This is a genomic window from Paraburkholderia sp. RL17-347-BIC-D (genome assembly GCF_046027915.1).
In the GTDB taxonomy this organism is placed as follows: Bacteria; Pseudomonadota; Gammaproteobacteria; order Burkholderiales; family Burkholderiaceae; genus Paraburkholderia.
Map to the genome: position 1 here is coordinate 233065 of NZ_JARESS010000008.1, position 17946 is coordinate 251010.

General features: G+C 61.3%; 17 protein-coding genes and 1 pseudogene. 13 read left to right on the forward strand and 5 right to left on the reverse strand.

All coding sequences use genetic code 11. The annotated features are described in order from the left end of the window. Positions 1–175 precede the first annotated feature (175 nt). From P0D96_RS14035 to P0D96_RS14095, 13 genes and pseudogenes are all read left to right on the forward strand, one after another. Positions 176–1057: a TylF/MycF/NovP-related O-methyltransferase gene (locus P0D96_RS14035; RefSeq protein WP_408313911.1), complete on the forward strand. Its 882-nt coding sequence runs from the start codon at positions 176–178 to the stop codon at positions 1055–1057. Further along, a complete protein-coding gene (locus tag P0D96_RS14040; RefSeq protein ID WP_408313913.1) occupies positions 1054–2208 on the forward strand; it encodes a cupin-like domain-containing protein in 1155 nt (384 codons plus the stop codon). Before P0D96_RS14035 ends, P0D96_RS14040 begins: the two co-directional genes overlap by 4 nt. Beyond that, entirely contained in the window at positions 2205–2612 is a 408-nt protein-coding gene (locus P0D96_RS14045; protein ID WP_132381840.1) for a hypothetical protein, read from the forward strand. The genes P0D96_RS14040 and P0D96_RS14045 overlap by 4 nt, the downstream gene beginning before the upstream one ends. 273 nt (positions 2613–2885) lie before the next feature. After that, positions 2886–3557, forward strand: a pseudogene (locus tag P0D96_RS14050) (hypothetical protein); the annotation flags it as partial. Positions 3558–3721: 164 nt separating this feature from the next. Then, positions 3722–4435 carry an alanyl-tRNA editing protein gene (locus P0D96_RS14055; RefSeq protein WP_132381842.1) on the forward strand — a complete coding sequence of 238 codons (714 nt, stop codon included), beginning with the start codon at positions 3722–3724 and terminating at the stop codon, positions 4433–4435. A gap of 20 nt (positions 4436–4455) precedes the next feature. Further along, the gene (locus tag P0D96_RS14060) at positions 4456–5310 is read left to right on the forward strand and encodes an AraC family transcriptional regulator (protein WP_408177821.1); all 855 of its coding nucleotides are present in this window, start codon (positions 4456–4458) and stop codon (positions 5308–5310) included. 366 nt (positions 5311–5676) lie between these two features. Continuing rightward, positions 5677–8376 carry a type VI secretion system Vgr family protein gene (locus tag P0D96_RS14065; RefSeq protein WP_408177822.1) on the forward strand — a complete coding sequence of 900 codons (2700 nt, stop codon included), beginning with the start codon at positions 5677–5679 and terminating at the stop codon, positions 8374–8376. A 14-nt stretch (positions 8377–8390) separates the two neighbouring features. Continuing rightward, entirely contained in the window at positions 8391–9560 is a 1170-nt protein-coding gene (locus tag P0D96_RS14070) for a DUF2515 family protein (protein ID WP_408177823.1), read from the forward strand. Continuing rightward, positions 9560–10483 carry a hypothetical protein gene (locus tag P0D96_RS14075; RefSeq protein WP_408177824.1) on the forward strand — a complete coding sequence of 308 codons (924 nt, stop codon included), beginning with the start codon at positions 9560–9562 and terminating at the stop codon, positions 10481–10483. The genes P0D96_RS14070 and P0D96_RS14075 overlap by 1 nt, the downstream gene beginning before the upstream one ends. Before the next feature lie 13 nt (positions 10484–10496). Further along, the gene (locus P0D96_RS14080) at positions 10497–10880 is read left to right on the forward strand and encodes a PAAR domain-containing protein (protein WP_408177825.1); all 384 of its coding nucleotides are present in this window, start codon (positions 10497–10499) and stop codon (positions 10878–10880) included. Beyond that, entirely contained in the window at positions 10810–11979 is a 1170-nt protein-coding gene (locus P0D96_RS14085) for a DUF2515 family protein (protein WP_408177826.1), read from the forward strand. The genes P0D96_RS14080 and P0D96_RS14085 overlap by 71 nt, the downstream gene beginning before the upstream one ends. After that, positions 11979–12902 (forward strand): hypothetical protein, encoded by a 924-nt coding sequence (locus P0D96_RS14090; RefSeq protein ID WP_408313918.1) that lies wholly within the window; start codon positions 11979–11981, stop codon positions 12900–12902. The genes P0D96_RS14085 and P0D96_RS14090 overlap by 1 nt, the downstream gene beginning before the upstream one ends. A gap of 13 nt (positions 12903–12915) precedes the next feature. Continuing rightward, a complete protein-coding gene (locus P0D96_RS14095) occupies positions 12916–13203 on the forward strand; it encodes a PAAR domain-containing protein (RefSeq protein ID WP_408313920.1) in 288 nt (95 codons plus the stop codon). 124 nt (positions 13204–13327) lie between these two features. Here the strand turns inward: P0D96_RS14095 and P0D96_RS14100 are convergent, their stop codons facing one another. The 5 genes from P0D96_RS14100 to P0D96_RS14120 form a co-directional block, all read right to left on the reverse strand. After that, the gene (locus P0D96_RS14100; protein WP_408286480.1) at positions 13328–13726 is read right to left on the reverse strand and encodes a hypothetical protein; all 399 of its coding nucleotides are present in this window, start codon (positions 13724–13726) and stop codon (positions 13328–13330) included. An 11-nt stretch (positions 13727–13737) separates the two neighbouring features. Further along, the gene (locus P0D96_RS14105; RefSeq protein WP_408286478.1) at positions 13738–14406 is read right to left on the reverse strand and encodes an RraA family protein; all 669 of its coding nucleotides are present in this window, start codon (positions 14404–14406) and stop codon (positions 13738–13740) included. After that, complete coding sequence (locus P0D96_RS14110; RefSeq protein ID WP_408313922.1) at positions 14403–15452, reverse strand: amidohydrolase family protein; 1050 nt, start codon at positions 15450–15452, stop codon at positions 14403–14405. The genes P0D96_RS14105 and P0D96_RS14110 overlap by 4 nt, the downstream gene beginning before the upstream one ends. A gap of 97 nt (positions 15453–15549) precedes the next feature. Then, on the reverse strand, positions 15550–16872 hold the full coding sequence (locus tag P0D96_RS14115) for an MFS transporter (RefSeq protein WP_408177831.1): 1323 nt from the start codon (positions 16870–16872) through the stop codon (positions 15550–15552). A 103-nt stretch (positions 16873–16975) separates the two neighbouring features. Continuing rightward, positions 16976–17896: a LysR family transcriptional regulator gene (locus P0D96_RS14120; RefSeq protein WP_408177832.1), complete on the reverse strand. Its 921-nt coding sequence runs from the start codon at positions 17894–17896 to the stop codon at positions 16976–16978. Positions 17897–17946: the final 50 nt, after the last annotated feature.

The window sequence follows — 17946 nt, forward strand, 5'->3', positions numbered from 1 at the left end:
TCGATACTGGCTCAGGTTTGCCGCCGCGATCATCACGGCACACGTGACAGCGTCTTCGCAGTTCTCCTTCTGACAACGGCCCGCGCCCCCACCCGAACCGGCGATGGAATTGACTCACCCGACTCCCCCAGGCGTGTCCTTTGACTCCTTGCTCGATCCGGAACCGCGGTCATTCATGCCGCTTGCGCAAGACGTTCGCGCCGCCGCCTATCTGGCGATGATCCGCCGCTACATCGGCGGCGGGGCCGTCGAACCTGACGGGCTCGCGCCATCGGACAACACACGCGAGACCCCGCCGATCATCGCCGCCGATTGCAGCGCGCGTCTCGCCGCTGCCGACCGTATGTTCGCCGACTGGCTCGCGCCCCTGCAGCGCACGGCAGCCGAAGTCGCCGGCGTCGAACCGGCGCGCATGGCGGATGCGCTCAACCACATGCACCACGAGTCGCGCCGTCTGACGATGTGCGACGACGTGCTGCTCGATAACGTCGTGGCATTGGCGCGCGGGGTGATCGATCAGCAGGTGCCGGGCGACTTCATCGAAACCGGCGTCTGGCGCGGCGGCGTGACCATTCTGATGCGCGCCGCGCTGACCGCGTTCGGCGATCGTGGCCGCAACGTATGGGTCGCGGATTCGTTCGCTGGCCTGCCGGCGCCGGACCCGGCCAGCGATTTGCGCGAGGCTATCTGGCATCACCTGATGGGCGCGGTCAGTCTGCTGCGCAGCGATCTGGCGACCGTGCGCGAGTCGTTCGCGCGGGCGGGGCTGCTCGATCGCCGCGTGCGCTTCCTGCCGGGATGGTTCGCCGACACGCTGCCGGATGCGCCGATCGAGCGCCTCGCGTTGATGCGGCTCGACGGCGACTGGTACGAATCGACACGCGTGGCGCTCGAGGCGCTATATCCGCGTTTGTCGCCGGGCGGCTTCGTGATCGTCGACGACTACGGTTTGCCGACGGGTTGCGCGCGCGCCGTGGACGAATATCGCGCGCTGCATCGGATCGATGCGCCGCTGGTGCGCGTCAACGGCCAGGCGGTCTACTGGTGCAAGCCATGATGAACGCGCTGTTGCACGCGCGGCTCGCAGAGCATTACCTGGCGCCGCCGCAAACGGTGGCCGTCGATCTGATCGTCAGCGATTGCGCGGACGAGAGCCGCCGTTTCGTGCTCGGCCCGATGATCGAATCGACACCGATTGCCGCTCGCAATCCGTATTGCGCCAAGGCGCGCATCACGTTGAACCGCACGCTGTTGAGCGCCATGCTCGACGAACCAACCGGTTTCGACCCGCGCAGCGCCGCGGCCATGGCGCTTGGCGGCGTGCGGATCGAGGGCTCGGCGCGGCTTGCCGCGTACTGGCTGCAATTGCTCAAACGTCCCTCGGCGGCGGGCCGCGCGGCGCTCGAACGCGCGCGGCGGCGCGCACCGGCCTCGCTCGACGATGTGCCGACTTTACGCGCAAGCGATGGCGACGCTCATGACCTGTGCGCGGTACTTGCCGACACGCTCGATGCTTGCGTGCCGCTGCTATTGCGCGACATGATCGACTGGCCGGAAGTCGCGTGGACGCTCGATGACTGGCGCGCCCATGAAGGCGCGACCGTGTTGCGTGCGGACCCATCGAGCGGCGCCGCGCAGAGCGTCGCCGATTTCATCGACGGATTCGCAGCGCATCACGCGTCCGACGCGGGCGCCGCGACCTACACCGAAGGCTGCCTGTTGCCGCCCGCGTGGGAAGCGCGCTTTTCACTGCCGATGCTGCCGGCCCGCCTGTTCGGCGCGGGACAGCTGTGGTTCGGGCGAGCGAGCGCGGCTGCGCTGGTCACGCGTTTGCACTGCGATCTGGCGAACTCGTTTCTCGCGCAGATTCACGGCCGCAAACGCGTGCGGCTTTATTCACCCAGGCAAGAAAACGCGGTCTATGCGCTCGATGCCTTCAACACCTACCGGCCGTGCCGGGTCGATGCGGCGGTGCCCGACTTGACCCGCTTCCCGCGTTTCGCCGATGCGCAAAGTGTCGACGTCGTGCTGGAACCAGGCGACCTGCTGGTGATTCCAACCGGCTGGTTTCACTGCGTGTGGGCATTGGATCACGTGCTGTCGATCAGCCGTTTTGCCGACGACGCAACGATTGCGGCGCTGCTGCGCGAAGCCGCGCCGTCACGAACGAATCTATCCAACACAGCGACTACATCGAGGACCGGATGAACGCAGCAAACCGAAGCGACCCGCGGCATGTCCGCTATCTGCCATGGATACGCCGCGTGTCGGCGGCGATGGTGTTGACGTCGGCGGCGCTGTCGACCCCGCTTGCCGCATACGCGCAGGCCTCGTCGGCGATGACGCAGGTCTGCACGATGCGGGCGAACAACGCGAAGCTGATCGCGCAGGACCGCGACGCCGGCGTGAGCAAAGCGGACGAACTGCACAAGGCACAAGGCGTGGCCGCGGCGATGCCGATCGAACGTCAGGTCTATGCGCAGGCGGAGTTGTCGATTTTCATTGAACGTCTGTACGGACGCTACGCCAAAATGCCGCCGCAAGAGGCCTACGACAAGTATCTGGCCTACTGCGAAGCACAAGCCGCGCGCGGCGCCGCGCAGTTCCAGTGACGGCCGGCGGCACGCACTTCGCTTCGCATTTCCGGCGCGCTTTTCGGATGCGCCGGATCGTCACGATTCGCCCAATTAGCATTAGACGACCCCGGACCGCCGCTCTGTTCGCTTCACCTCCGCTGTGCCGATGGCGGTCGATCTTTCCTTGCCGAGGACTCCATGACCGTTATCGCAAACGACTCCGTCTCCAGTCTTGCCACGCCCAGCTTCGACAGCTCGTTCAGTACGGAAAACCAGAGCATCCAGCAACTGGAGCAGCAGGTCGACCAGATGATCAATCAGGCGCTGCAGCAGAGTTCCTCTTCGCTTGGGCAGAACGCGACCGCGCAGGACGCGGCGGGCACGCTCGCGAGCTATATGAACCAGAACGGCATCAAGTCGCTCGATCCGAACCAGCTCTATCAACTGGCGAATAACCCGCCGGCCGGTACGCCGCCCGCGGTGTCGTCGGCGGCGTCGTACATGTTGCAGAATCCCGATGTCTACCAGCAGATCGAGACCCACGACGTGGCCGGCGCGGACGGCATCTCCGGCGTGGGTAACTTCGAGTGGGCGGCGCAAGGCGGCCTCGATAGCGAGCCACCGCCGGCGACGGCCAATACGCTCGATTCCACGTCGACCCAGGGCGCGATGATGGGCGCGCAAAGCGCGGCCGGCGCACTGTCGAGCTATATGAGCCAGAACGGCATCGCGTCGCTCGATCCTGACCAGTTGTACAAGCTGGCCAACAATCCGCCTGCCGGCACGCCGCCCGACGTGTCCGCCGCGGCGTCGTACATGCTGCAGAATCCGGACGTCTACAAGCAGATCGAGACTCACGACGTGGCCGGCGCGGACGGCGTATCCGGCGTGAGCAACTTCCAGTGGGCCGCGCAAGGGGGCCTCGACCAGATGGCCTCGGGCAGCGGCTCGTCTCCTTTCAACGAGCTGAACGTCGATCTGTCGCTGGGCGCGTCGAACAATCCGAACTACCCGCAGACGCTGTCAGCCTGATCGAAAGCCAAGTCGCGGCGATCCGCCCCCCGCAGGGCATTTTTAACCAAGACGGCCTCCCACGGGACTGGTTATGCTAGGCATACCCAGTCAATTCCTGCGAGGACATCAAGGTGCCGCATTATCTTTGCCATGAGCAGCCGGACCTGCTGGACTTTGAAACGGCCGTGATCGCCGCGCGGCCCGGCGCGGTCGTGCTGGGCCGTTCCGCCCTGCATCCGGGCGGCGGCGGCCAGGTGTCGGACGCGGCCACGCTGACGCACGCGCACGGCGCGGTGCGCATTACCGGCGTCGCGGCGGAAGGCGACCTACTCTGGCATCTGCTCGACGAACCGCTGGAGCTGGCCGGCAACGTGCACGTCGCCATCGACGCGGCGCGCCGCGCCACGGTCGCCCAGCTCCATACCGGTACGCATATTCTCAACGCGCTGGTGTATCAGCGCTTTGCCGGCGCGCTCGTGACCGGCGCGCAGATCAATGCCGACGGCACCGCGCGCATGGACTTCGATCTGCCGGACGCGGATAACGACGCGCTGCGTCTGCTGGAAGAACCCGTCAACGAGGTGATCCGCAACGCCATGGACGTGCGCGCCTACTATGTCGGCGCCGATGAGGCGAAAGCGACGCAAGGTCTGATCCGCAGCCTCTCGGTGGCGCCGCCGCCGACGCCGGACGGCACGGTGCGCATCGTCGAGATCGGCGATCTGGACCGGCAGGCGTGCGGCGGCACACACCTGACCAATACCGCGCAGTCGCGGCCCATCCGCATCGCGAAGATAGAGAACAAGGGCCGCCGGAATCGCCGGGTCAGAATCGAGCTGGTTTGAAGGGCATGGGGGCGCGAGCTATGGAGACATCGGATAAAAGCGAGCCGGAAGTGGTCTGCTGGCGCGACGGCGCGCTCGACGGCGCATGTCTCGCGAGCGCCCGTTATGGCAATCACAAGTTCGACCGGCATCTGCATGACGAACTCGTCATCGTCATGACGGAGACCGGCGCGGGCCAATGTCATACGCGCGCGGGCAGCGAGGTGGCCGGGCCCGGCAGCGTGCTGGTCTTCGGGCCGGGCGAATACCATAGCGGCGAGGTCTGGGAAGGCCGCGAATGGATTTATCGCGCGATCTATCTCGACATGGAAGGGCTCGGCGCGCTCAGTGCGGTTTTCTCTCCCGACGCGCGCGCCGACAAACCGCTGCTGATTCCACCGGGGCTGTATCAGGATCCGCATCTCGCGGGCCTGCTCGTGAAGGCACATGCGAGCCTGGATGAACAGGGCGCCGTCTCGCTGATGGAGCGCCAGGCGAACTGGTGGGCGGCGATGGGGATGCTGGTCGGGCGCTATGGACGCTCAGGTCAGGAGTTGGGCGAACCCCGGCGCGAAGCGCGCAAGATGGAGCTGGTGCGTGAGTATGTCGCCGCCTATTACGAGCGCGATATCTCGGTCGATGAGCTGGCGGAACTGGTGGGGCTGAGCCGTTATTACCTCACGCGTGCGTTCTGCAAGGAATTCGGGCTGCCGCCGCACGCCTACGCGACGCAGGTGAGGTTGCTGGCGGCGAAGCGCATGCTTGCCTCGGGCCAGAGTGCGGCGACCGCTGCGGCGGCTGTGGGCTTCTACGATCAAAGCCATCTCAACCGGTTGTTCAAGCGGGCTTATGGGATCACGCCTGGGGTGTATGCGGCGTTGAAGCCGGGGCGGTAGGCGGGTTTGCCTTGTCGGCGGTGCCGCGTGCGGATTGCAGCCCGCGATGCAGGATAGTCCGATTTCTGAGCAAGGATTGCACGCGTCTTTAAGCCCGTTCAATAGCTCGATGCGAGTTTGAGATATGTTTTGTTATCCAAACTATATATAAGTTAATGTCTTGACCAATCTTTACAGTTGTCCTATATGCGATTGCCGCTGCCCCCCGGATAATTGGCAGGCAATTTCTAAAAAGGATAGCCGCAGTGAAGAATGGGAGTAAGCATCCGCCCGTTGGCTTGGGAGACGAGGCGCAATATAGCCGGACGTTGATCGAAGTCTCGTTCAGTCTGGCAAATACGTTTCACGTCGGGCCGGGGCGGGTTCATGTATAGCCCCATTCAGTCACGCACCCTCAGCGTGACGTGCGATGCCTTCCCCACCGAGTACGGTGAACCGATCCTGTCTCCCATTCGTCTACGTGGCACCGAGGCGCTCGGCAAGCTATACAAATACACACTCGACATGGCGACGAAGTACTCGCCGAGAATTTCCCAGATCGACACCAAACTGCAGGTCGTGCCAGATAAATTGATTGGCAGGGACATCACCATTGCGATCGAGTTCGACGGGAAGGGAACCTTCATTCCCGGCTTGCCCGGGAACCGGAGCCAGAGCAACCTGGGCGCGGGCACCCGCCTGATATCGGGTGTCATCACGCGTATGCAGTTCACGGGCGCCGACGACCGCCACGCGTACTACCGGTTCGTCGTGCGTCCGGCCTTGTGGCTGACCACGAAGAATTCGCGGAGCCGCATATTCCAGAATAAGAGCGTGGTGGATATTACGCGCGAGGTGCTGCGCGATTACCCGATCCTGTTTGAAGTGAAGGTGTCCGCGCACGGATTAAAAGGTGGCTACCCGCTGCGCGACTTCGTACGGCAGGTGTGGGAATCCGACTTCCATTTTCTGACCCGGCTATGGCGAGAATGGGGCATTTACTACTTCGAGGATAGCAACAGGCTGGTGCTATGCGACGGGCCCGGTGTCCACGAGCCGCACCGGAATGCCTATGACTCGATCCGTTACCACGCGCCCGACGGTGCGCGTATCGATGAGGAACATATCCACAAGCTGAAGGCGTCGCGCAGGATCACGGCGGCCAGGGTGAGCGTGATCGATTACGACTACACGCGTGGGAGTCAGAAATTTACCGAGGAACATGATGCGTTCGGGGAACTGGAGCAGGCCGAAGAGCGCCACTGGGGCGACTACTCACAGCCCCTTGCCGGCGCAATGGGCCTGTCGGGCCAGCCGAACAACTATCTGGAGGAAGCACACTATCTTGCGGGTGTGCGCGCCCATGCGCTTTTCTCGCGCAACGAACGTCTCAGGGGCCAAGGCAACCTGCTCGGCCTGAAAACCGGCAGGACATTCTTTCTCACGGATCACCCGGAGTCGGACATCAATGCCGAGTACCTGGTGGTGTCCACCGCGCTCGATATCCGCAACGTGAGCGAGACGACGATGTCGGGCAGAACATCGGCCAGAACGCCAGGCGCGGGCCAGTACCAGTGCGTGACCGACTTCGTGCTGCAGTCGCCGAACCGGTTCTTCAGGAACAGGCCGAAGAAGAAGCCCCGCTGTCACGCGGAGACGGCCGTGGTGGTCGGTCCCAAGGATCAGAGGACCTGGGTCGATGCGTACGGCCGGGTCAAAATCTGCTACCTGTGGGACCTGGAAACGCCGAGGGACATAAACGCAAGCTGCTGGGTGCGCGTGTCTTCACCATGGCAGGGCGACTCGTTCGGCACGATCTACGTGCCGCGTATCGGCCAGGAAGTGACGATCAACTACCACGAGGGGGATCCTGACAAGCCGTATATCGCTGACCGGATGGTCAACCGGCTCAGACAGCCGCCGTGGAAACTGCCGGCCAATCATGCGCTGAGCGGCACACGCACGCGAGACCTGGCAGGATTCCAGGCTAACCAGATCGTCGCTGACGACACGCCCGGCAAACTTCAGGTACAGGTCAGCAGCGACTACGCGCAGTCACGGCTGGTGCTCGGCTATAACACGCGCATCGACGGCAACAAGGGACGCACAGAGGAACGTGGCCAGGGCTGGGAACTGGCGACGGACGCATGGGGCGTGCTGCGTGCAGGCCAGGGCATGCTGATCAGCACCGAGACGCGCACGGGTGCAGCTGCCCCCGCGAAGGACATGGGCGAGACGGTGCAGCGGCTCACGCAGGCGCGTGACCAGCACGAGACGCTGGCCAATGCAGCGGTTCAGGCGCGGGCTCACGACCAGCAGGACCAGTTCGATATTGCAGGTGCGCTGAAAAAACAGAACGACGAGATCAGGGGAACGAAAACCGGCGAACCAGGAGACTTTCCTGAACTCGCCAAGCCTCACCTGCTCATTGCGTCCCCTGCCGGTATTGAAGCGACCACCGCTGGCAGCACGCACCTCGCCAGTGGTGCGCACACGGCTTTGACCAGCGGCGGGCACGTTAGCGTAAGCAGCGGCAACAATCTTCTGGCATCCGCACGAAACGCCATTCGTCTCTTCGCGCACAAGCTCGGCGTGCGGCTTGTTTCGTACGCGGAGGATATCGATATCACGGCACTGAAAAAGAACATCAACTTGCTGGCGAAACTCGATATCACGCAGACTGCGGAGGGCATCACGATCAAGGCCACAAAGCAGCTACTGCTCAACGGTGGCGACAGCTACATCCGGCTTGAGGACGGAAAGATTACCGTAGGGGCGATCCATTACCAGGTCAACGCAAAGCTGAGCAACCTGGCGCCCGAACCGTTAGGCGTGGATGCGAAGGGCATGCCGACAGTCGAGGCCAACGACGAAAGATTCAAGGTATTGACGCCAACCGGCGAGCCGCTCCCCGGTGTTGACTACAGGATGACAACGCTATCCGGCGGCCATATCTTCCGCACCAATTCGGGTGGCCATTCACCGGCGCTGAATTCGCCCGATCAACAAGACGTGAAGTTCGAATTGCATTGGGACGAACTGGCCCCCGCGTCGGGTAAGTCGCACACCCCTGGCACACACGAATAAACAAGGAACGAGTAGTGGCAGCCAATCTTCAGGCAAGCGGGCAGACGAACCCGCAACCGAACACGTGCGTGGATGCGCAGTGTGATTGCGACGTCATCTGGTCGCTTGCGCAGCAGTTCGCGATGCGGCAGATCTCCAACCATGTGCGCGCCGACCATGGTATTCCGGACTACCGGGACAACGAGCATTACGTGTCTGGCGCACAGGTTGAGAACGCCCGCCCCGAGTTCGTGAGCAACTACGCCGTGCGGGCACGGCGCATCGCCTCGGCCTATGCCCGGATGTACCTCGAGGAGTTTCATCTTGGGCAGAAGGACAAGATCGGCCGGTTCTACTGGCTGGGACTGGGCGCGTTCGCTGCCAAGCAGGTGGCGGTCACGCTGGAGTTGAAACGGGTGCGCATAGCCAGATGGAGCGCGCTGTATGAAGGTTTGGGTAACGGCAATCTGTGGCTCTTCAATGATGTACTGCCCTGGCATTATGGCTATGCGGCGGGGGCGGCGACGTTCAGTGAATGTGTGACGGCGCGCGACAGCCGACAATTCGTCGACGCGGTCGGAAGAAACCTGAGTAATCAGAAAGGCTTTGAGAAGTCGGTCGATAAGGTCCCTTATGAGATCGATGGTGAGACTGGAGTCAAAAAGCGGAAGCTGGGTTATTTACGTGCCACGCCGCTGGTTGTGGATGGGTTCAGGAGGGTAGAGGCTTGGGAGGTGGCTTCGCCAAACGATCGTCCCCGCATCGCGCTCGCCCATCTGCTCTGCATCGCTCAGCATGAACAGGGCGAAGTCCTTCAAGGCCTGATCTACGATGATCCCGATTTCGTCTGGTGGCTAAACCGTCAGCATGACGGGCTCGCCACATCTGATGAGACAGCATTCAACGATTGGATGGAGTCCGCTCGCTATAGTTCGTCGGACGGCTCTGATCTGACTGCAATGGTCTTTGTTCGAGCGCTCGTGCCAAATCTCCAACTGGTTCTGACGTCCGACGATACGACCGATGACCCGGATTTCCTGTCGGTAGCGCCGGACCGGACGGTTCTGCAAAACTATTTGCAGCGGATGTTCTGGATCAAAGGAGTTGCCAAGAAATATCATGGCCTTATGCAAGGACCGCACAAACAGAAAATGCAGGACTCGCTCGTTAGGATCGGTCAATGGGGCGACTTGCCGGACAAGTGATGAACTCAAAAAAACTAGCTTACTTTTCTGTGTGCCTCGGGGCCATTGCAATATGCATTGCTGCCGCAACACACTTTCTGAATTTCAGTTCGCTCCCTTCAAAAGGTACCAACATGCCTCCCGCCCTCACGCTAGTTCGTCTCGGTGATCCGAAAGGCTCCGATCTGGCCGGCGTCGGCGCTTCGGTCGACAATCATCCGACTGGCGCGATGTTCTACCAGCGGGAATGGACAGGCGGGAAACTCGGCGTGGTGGAATATGAGCAAGGCAAACACAGCTTCACAGTAGAGAACGTACTAGGTGTCATTGGCTTTGCCGACAAGGACGAGCCCGAAGGGATCTACAGTTGGGACATCAGTTTCGGTGTCAGTGCTGAGCAGGCAGAGACTCATCAGTTCTCCCGCGATAGGGTGATGGCTTTTCTAGCGAATTTGCGCGCTGCAGGCTGGAAGAGATTTATCGAACCTCATAGACCGCGAATTAACGGCAGACAGGCGTGGAATTATGCGGCTTCGCCCGCTGTGGATTGGATATATTCGCTGGATTCCACTTACACGCCGACTATGGAGGAATGGATACGGGCAAAAGGACAATCACCCACATGGATTTTTTATGCGGATGGCACCTATCTGGAGGTCTCCATTATGGAAAGCAATATGGGTGGCTTTGTCGGAAAGGGTACGTACCTTTTGGGTGCGAACGTAGAGAACGAGTACGCTTTTTATGGTCTTGGCTACTTCCCCGGCGACGCCGAGAAAATTCATAACTGGAAAGCCCTCCTTCCCGCCGAACTCGAAAAATACCACGCGATGAGATTCAAGACGGAAGCCGCGCTCAAAGCCCAAGGCTTCACGATCGACACGACATATCAAGACCCGCCGATCAAAGCGCTCCAATCGCTTTCCGGTACGGCGACCCAATAGGCGAGAACCCGCAATGGAACGGGCAAACCTGCAAGGAAAAGCGCAGATTGTCGTAGGCGACACCACCAGTCACGGTGGCAAGGTGATTTCTGGCAGTCCTTCATCGACCTGGAGCGCAGCGGAAATTCCCATTGCCCGGAAGGGCGATCGGGTGACGTGTCCGCTGTGCGCGCCACATCCGTTTGAAATCGCCGAAGGTCTGGACGGCTGCGATGATCTCGGTCAGCCCATGGCGGTAGAAGGGTCACAAAACGACCTGCAACGCGATCCTCATTGCGCAACCTGCGCCGCGCAGCAATTGACTTCACGGCAACAAGGAACGAGTAGTGGCAGCCAATCTTCAGGCAAGCGGGCGGACGAACCCGCAACCGAATACGTGCGTGGATGCGCAGTGTGATTGCAGCGTCATCTGGTCGCTCGCGCAGCAGTTCGCGATGCGGCAGATCTCCAATCATGTGCGCGCCGACCATGGTATTCCGGACTACCGGGACAACGAGCATTCCCTGTCTGGCGCACAGGTTGAGAACGCCCGCCCGGAGTTCGTGAGCAACTACGCCGTGCGGGCACGGCGCATCGCCTCGGCCTATGCCCGGATGTACCTCGAGGAGTTTCATCTTGGACACAAGGACAAGATCGGTCGGTTCTACTGGCTGGGACTGGGAGCGTTCGCTGCCAAGCAGGTGGCGATCACGCTGGAGTTGAAACGGGTGCGCATTGCCAGGTGGAGCGCGCTGTATGAAGGTTTGGGTAACAGCAATCTGTGGCTCTTCAATGATGTACTGCCCTGGCATTATGGTTATGCGGCGGGGGCGGCGACGTTCAGTGAATGCGTGACGGCGCGCGATAGTCGGCACTTCGTCGATGCGGTCGGAAGAAACTTGAGTAATCAGAAGGGCTTTGAGAGGTCGATCGATAAGACTCCGTATGAGATCGATGGTGAGACTGGAGTCAAAAAGCAGAAGCTGGGTTATTTACGTGCCACGCCGCTGGTGGTCGAGGGGTTTGCTAAGGTGGCGGATTGGGAGACGGCGTCGCCGTACAAACGACCTGGAATCGCGCTCGACCATCTGCTCTGCATTGCGAAGCATGAACAAGGCGAGGTTCTTCAAGGTCTGATTTACGACGATCAAAATTTCGCCTGGTGGCTGAACCGTCAGCATGACGGGCTCGCCGCATCCGACGACACGTCATTCAATGACCGGATGGAATCCTCGCGCTACTTTCCATCGGACGGATCCGATCTGGCTGGAATGGCACTGATTCGGGCGCTAGTGCCAAATCTGCAACTGGTTCTGACTTCCGACGATACGACCGATGACCCGGATTTCCTGTCGGTAGCCCCGGACCGGACCGTCTTGCAAGATTATCGGCAGCGGATGTTCTGGATCAAAGGAGTTGCCAAGAAATATCATGGCCTTATGCAGGGAGCGTACAAACAGAAGATGCAGGACTCGCTCGTTAGGATCGGTCAATGGGGCGACTTGCCGGACAAGTGATGAACTCAAAAAAACTAGCTTACTTTTCTGTGTGCCTCGGGGTCATTGCAATATGCATTGCTGCCGCAACACACTTTCTGAATTTCAGTTCGCTCTCTTCAAAAGGTACCAACATGCCTCCCACCCTCACGCTAGTTCGTCTCGGGGACCCGAAAGGCTCCGATCTGGCCGGAGTCGGCTCCTCCGTCGACAATCATCCGACTGGCGCGATGTTCTACCAGCGGGAATGGACAGGCGGGAAACTCGGCGTGGTGGAATATGAGCAAGGCAAACACAGCTTCACAGTAGAGAACGTACTAGGTGTCATTGGCTTTGCCGACAAGGACGAGCCCGAAGGGATCTACAGTTGGGACATCAGTTTCGGTGTCAGTGCTGAGCAGGCTGACGCGCACCAGCTTGCCCGTGATCGCGTCATGGAGGTCCTTGCCAAATTGCGGGCAGCGGGCTGGAAGCGATATATCGACGTAGAAGACCCACGCCTTACTGGCAAGCAGGCTTGGAATTTCGCCGCTTCGCGCGCAGCAAACTGGGCGTACTCGCTGGATTCTACCTACACGCCAACGATGGATGAATGGATCAAAGCAAAAGGGAAATTTCCAAAATGGGTTTTCTATGCGGATGGCGTATATCTTGAGTTTTCGATTTTTGAGAGCAACATGGGAGGCTTCGTCGGTAAGAGTACGTATCTTCTGGGTGTGAACATAAAGAACGAGTACGCTTTTTATGGTCTTGGCTACTTCCCCGGCGACGCGGACAAAATTCATAACTGGAAAACCCTCCTTCCCGCCGAACTCGAAAAATACCACGCGATGAGACTCAAGACGGAAGCTGCGCTCAAAGCCCAGGGCTTCACGATCGACACGACGTATCAAGACCCACCGATCAAAGCGCTCCAATCGCTTTCCGGTACGGCGACCCAATAGGCGAGAACCCGCAATGGAACGGGCAAACCTGCAAGGAAAAGCGCAGATTGTCGTAGGCGACACCACCAGTCACGTCGGCAAGGTGATTTCGGGCAGTCCTTCATCGACCTGGAGCGCAGCGGAAATTCCCATTGCCCGGAAGGGCGATCGGGTGACGTGTCCGCTGTGCGCGCCACATCTGTTTGAAATCGCCGAAGGTCTGGACGGCTGCGATGATCTCGGTCAGCCAATGGCGGTGGAAGGTCACAAAACGACGTGTAACGCGATCCTGATTGCGCAACCTGCGCCGCGCGGCAATTGACTTCACGGTAACAAGAAACGAGTAGTGGCAGCAGCTTCAGGCAACCGGACAAACGAACACGTGCGAGGATGCGCAGTGCGACTGCAACATCATCCGGTCGCTCGTTCGACTCGCCCGCCCCCCATCACCCCTCCAAAGGCACATCCTCAATCAACTCCGCCTTCACCGCACGAATCCTGCGGTCGACGAAATACCCACCACCTTCCACATACCGCAGATAAAGCCGCCCGCACAACGAGCATTGCCACACGGCGCAGCGGTTATACGGAAAGTACCGCGGCGCGATAGGCGCATCCGCTGCCCAGTAACTGGTCTTTCCCGGCAGATACTCGCTGAACGTCGGCTCCGGATCGTCCTCCGGCAACAGCGTGCCGATTTCCTCGAACTGCGTTTCATCGAGCGACAAAGGCTGAGATTGCCAGCCGTCGAGCGGCGTCTTCGTGCACGAGCAGGGCGCAGTGGCGCGCGTCTGTGCATCGCGCGCGAGTTCGAGGAGTGTTGCAGCGTTCAGATATCGCGCCATGAAGTCCACTATCAGTTGTTCATCATCCGTTCCCGGTGCGGAACGACCCACGAGCGGTCGAACCTGCCGTCGGCAATCGACTTCAGCGCCGCCGCTTCCTTCGCGTGCTGACGGCGCGCGCCTTCGATCACCGCCTCCACGTCGGCGGGGGCGATTGCGAGCAAGCCGTCTTCATCGCCGACAATGATATCCCCTGGATGCACTACCATGCCGCCGACCGTGATCGGCACGTTGATTTCCCCCGGTCCGTTCTTGTACGGCCCGCGATGCGTCACGCCGCGCGCATACACCGGAAACTCCCGCTGACGCAACGCACCGACGTCGCGGATCGCGCCGTCGATCACGAGGCCCTGCACGCCGAGACTTTCCGCGTAGCTCGCCATGATCTCGCCCATTAGCGCCTGCGTGAGGTCGCCCGCGCCGTCGATCACCAGCACGTCGCCGGGCCGGCAAAAGTCGAACGCGCGATGAATCGCGAGGTTGTCGCCCGGCCGCGTGTGGACCGTGACGGCGGTGCCGGCCATCGGACGCGTCCGATGATAAGGCCGCAAGCCCACCATGCCGCTCGCGCGCGCCATGTTGTCGCTCAGCAGCGAGACGGCCAGTTCACGGAGTGCTTCGAGTGTGGCCGGGTTGGCCTGCGCTGCGGAGTCGTATTCGCGCCATCCGATTGGATTCATACCGTTGCCCCTTGAGTTCCTTGTGCTGCGAGTTGTCGATCGAGTTGACGCGAGAGCCGCGGATACACGGCGTGCGCGTTGTCTTCGTAAATACGCTGGCGGTCCGCGTCGCTGAGCCATTCGATGGCGTCGATATAACGGCGCGTGTCGTCGTAATAGTGGCCGGTCTCCGGATCGATGCCCTGTACCGCGCCGATGGTTTCCGACGCGAACAGGATGTTGTCAACCGGAATGACCTTGGCGAGCAGTTCCGCGCCGGGCTGGTGATACACACAGGTGTCGAAGAACACGTTCTTCAGCAGGTATTCACTCAGCAGCGGACGCTTCATGTCCTGCGCGAGTCCGCGATACCGCCCCCAGTGATACGGTACCGCGCCGCCGCCATGAGGGATGATGAAGCGCAGTGTCGGAAAGTCGGCGAACAGGTCTCCCTGCAGCAACTGCATGAACGCCGACGTGTCGCCGTTGATGTAATGCGCGCCCGTCGCGTGAAAATTCGGATTGCACGACGACGAGACGTGGATCATCGCCGGCACGTCGAGCTCCACCATCGCTTCATAGAGCGGATACCAGGAGCGGTCCGTGAGCGGCAAGCCGGACCAGTGGCCGCCGGACGGATCCGGATTCAGATTGCAGCCGATAAAGCCAAGCTCTTCGACACAGCGCCGCAATTCCGCGATGCAGTTTGCGGGCGGCACGCCGGGCGCCTGCGGCAACTGACACACACCAACGAAGTTGCGCGGGAACAGTTCGCATACGCGATGCACGAGGTCGTTGCATTCGCTTGACCAGAGCGCGTTGGCTTCGGCAGTGGCGAGGTGATGGCTCATGCCGGCCGCGCGCGGCGAGAAGATCGTGAGGTCGGTCCCACGTTCGCGCTGAATCCGCAACTGGCCGCCCTCGATGCTCTCGCGAATCTCGTCGTCGGTAATGACAGGGCGCGGTGGCGGCGTGCCGCCGTCCTTCAGCGCGGCGATCTGCTGCGTGCGCCAGGCTTCGTGCTGACGCGGCGAGGTCGTGTAGTGACCGTGGCAATCAATGATCATGGTGTTCAAATCCTGTGAGTTGTCCTTGCGCGCGCACATGGCGCGCGCAGATTCAGTCGGCTGTTTTTCCAAACTGTGTGTGCGGCCGCTTCGCTTCTCAGGCGCGCGGGGCGGCGTCGCCGGCGGCGAGCGAATTCGCTTCGTCCTCAGCCGGTGTGACTCGCATGACCAGCGCGATGATCGTCGCGACAATCAGAAAGGCGGCGATCGTCAGCAAAGCCAGCTTGAAGTTGCCGGTGGCGTTGCGCACGAGGCCGATGCTCCACGGACCGACCAGCCCGCCGAACTGCGCGATGGTGTTGATCAGCGCGATCGTCGCGGCGCCCGCCGCGCCGGTTCTGAACGACGACGCGAGGCTCCAGAACAGCGGGTTGCCCGCATAGATGAACAAACCGGTCACGCACAGCAGCGCATAAGCGATCACCGGGTTCGGCGCATACGCGCTGCCGGCGATGGCTAGCGCGCTCATGCCGTACACGAATGCGAGGTGCTTCTTGCGATCGCCGGTGCGGTCGGAACTGCGGCTGATGAGGAAGGTGCCCAATACGCCGAGCAAGGGCGGCGCGGCCGACAGAAAGCCGACTTCGAGATTGCTCAGATGGCCGAGACTCTTGACGATCTGCGGCAGCCAGAGGAAGAGGCCGTAAATACCGACCAGCGCGCAACCGAACAGACACGCTAGGCTCCATACGCGGATGTCGCCCGCCACGCGCAGCAGCGGAAAATGCGTGTTGCCGCCCACGGCCTCGCGCTCGGCGGCGAGCGTCGATTCGAGCCAGCGCTTTTCGTCGTCGGAGAGCCAGTCGGCGTCGGCGGGGCGTTCGGTCATGATGCGCAGCGTCAACAGGCCGAGCAGCATGGCCGGCACGCCTTCGAGGATGAACATCCACTGCCAGCCCTGCAAACCGAGAATGCCGTTCGCGTAGGTCATCAAAGCGGTCGAGATCGGACCGCCCAGCACCGCCGAAAACGAACCGGCGATGATGTATCCCCCAACCGCGCGCGCACGGTAACGCACCGGAAACCATTTCGTCAGATAGACCGCGACGCCCGGCAGAAAACCCGCTTCCATCACGCCGAGCAGAAAGCGCAGCACGTAGAAGCTCGAATCGTTGAACACGAAGGCTGTGGCCGCCGCGACCGCGCCCCACGTCAGAAGAATGCGCGCGATCCAGCGGCGTGCGCCGACGCGATGCAGCAACAGGTTGCTCGGCACCTCCAGCACCATGTAGCCGACGAAGAAGATGCTGCCTGCGAAGCCGAACACGGCCGGGCTGAAACCGAGCTGCTTGTTCATGTCCAGCGCGGCGAAACCGATATTGATCCGGTCGAGATAGTTGAAGAACATCATCGCGAAGAGCAAGGGCATGAGGCGCCCGTAAACTTTTCGCATGGTTACGGCTTCGTTGATCGCGGTCATCTTGTCTCCTACCTTGCGGCGACGGCCGTAGCCGTGGCTGCGTTCTAATCATGTGTGAGGTCAATGATACGAACGCGCGGACAGGGAGTCCAAGACCGGTTGCTTATGCTTCTATAATTTTTTGCTTATAGTGTGCCTCGGTGAGCGGGGCGGGAAGGCAAGCCAGAAATGCCCGCAGGTGAGGCGAAGCATCGTCGGTGCGAAAGGTGGCCGCGAGCGTGGAGCGGTACGACGAGCCCGGTCCCGTAAGGTGACGGTAAACCACGTCGGTGCGTCCGTGCCGCGCCACCGATTCGCCGATAAACGTCACGCCGAGACCCGCCGCAACCAGGGCAATCGCGGTCTGGATTTCATAAGCCTCATGCGCGACGAGCGGTGTGATTCCCGCATCGCGATAGAGCGACTGCACCGAGCGTTTGAACTGGGCGTTCTGATGCTTTGGATAGAGAATCAGCGGCGTATCGGCGAGATCGGCAATGCTCACCTTCTTGTGCGCGGCAAGCGGATGGCTGGGTTCGAGCGCGGCCACGACGCGCTCGCGCAGCAGCGGATACGACGTGCAACCTTCAACCGTCAGCGGCTGCCGGCCGATGCCGATGTGAATGCGCATGTCGCGCAGCGCATCGGTCTGTTCCTCGGTGAGCATCTCGAAGAGTTTGAGTTCGACTTGCGGATACGCCTTGTGAAATGCCTTGAGCGCGGGCGGCAAAACGCTGTACATCGACGAACGGGTGAATCCGACGCTCAGCCAGCCGCGCCGGCCGACGCCGATTTCCTGCGCGACGAGCGTCACCTGTTCCAGAGAGCCGAGTATCTGACGCGCCTCGCTGCACAGATAATGGCCCGCTTCGGTCAGACTCAGCGGACGTCTTGCCCGATCGACCAGTTGCGTGCCGAGCCGTTCTTCGAGTGAACGGATCTGCTGGCTCAGCGCGGGCTGCGCGATATGCAGACGCTCGGCGGCACGGCTGAAATTGAGCTCCTCCGCGAGAATCACGAAGCACTGCAGGGCTCTGATGTTCATATCGGTTTTCCTGGTCTCCTGTTCAGGTGGCGGGGCAATCCTTGCGCCTG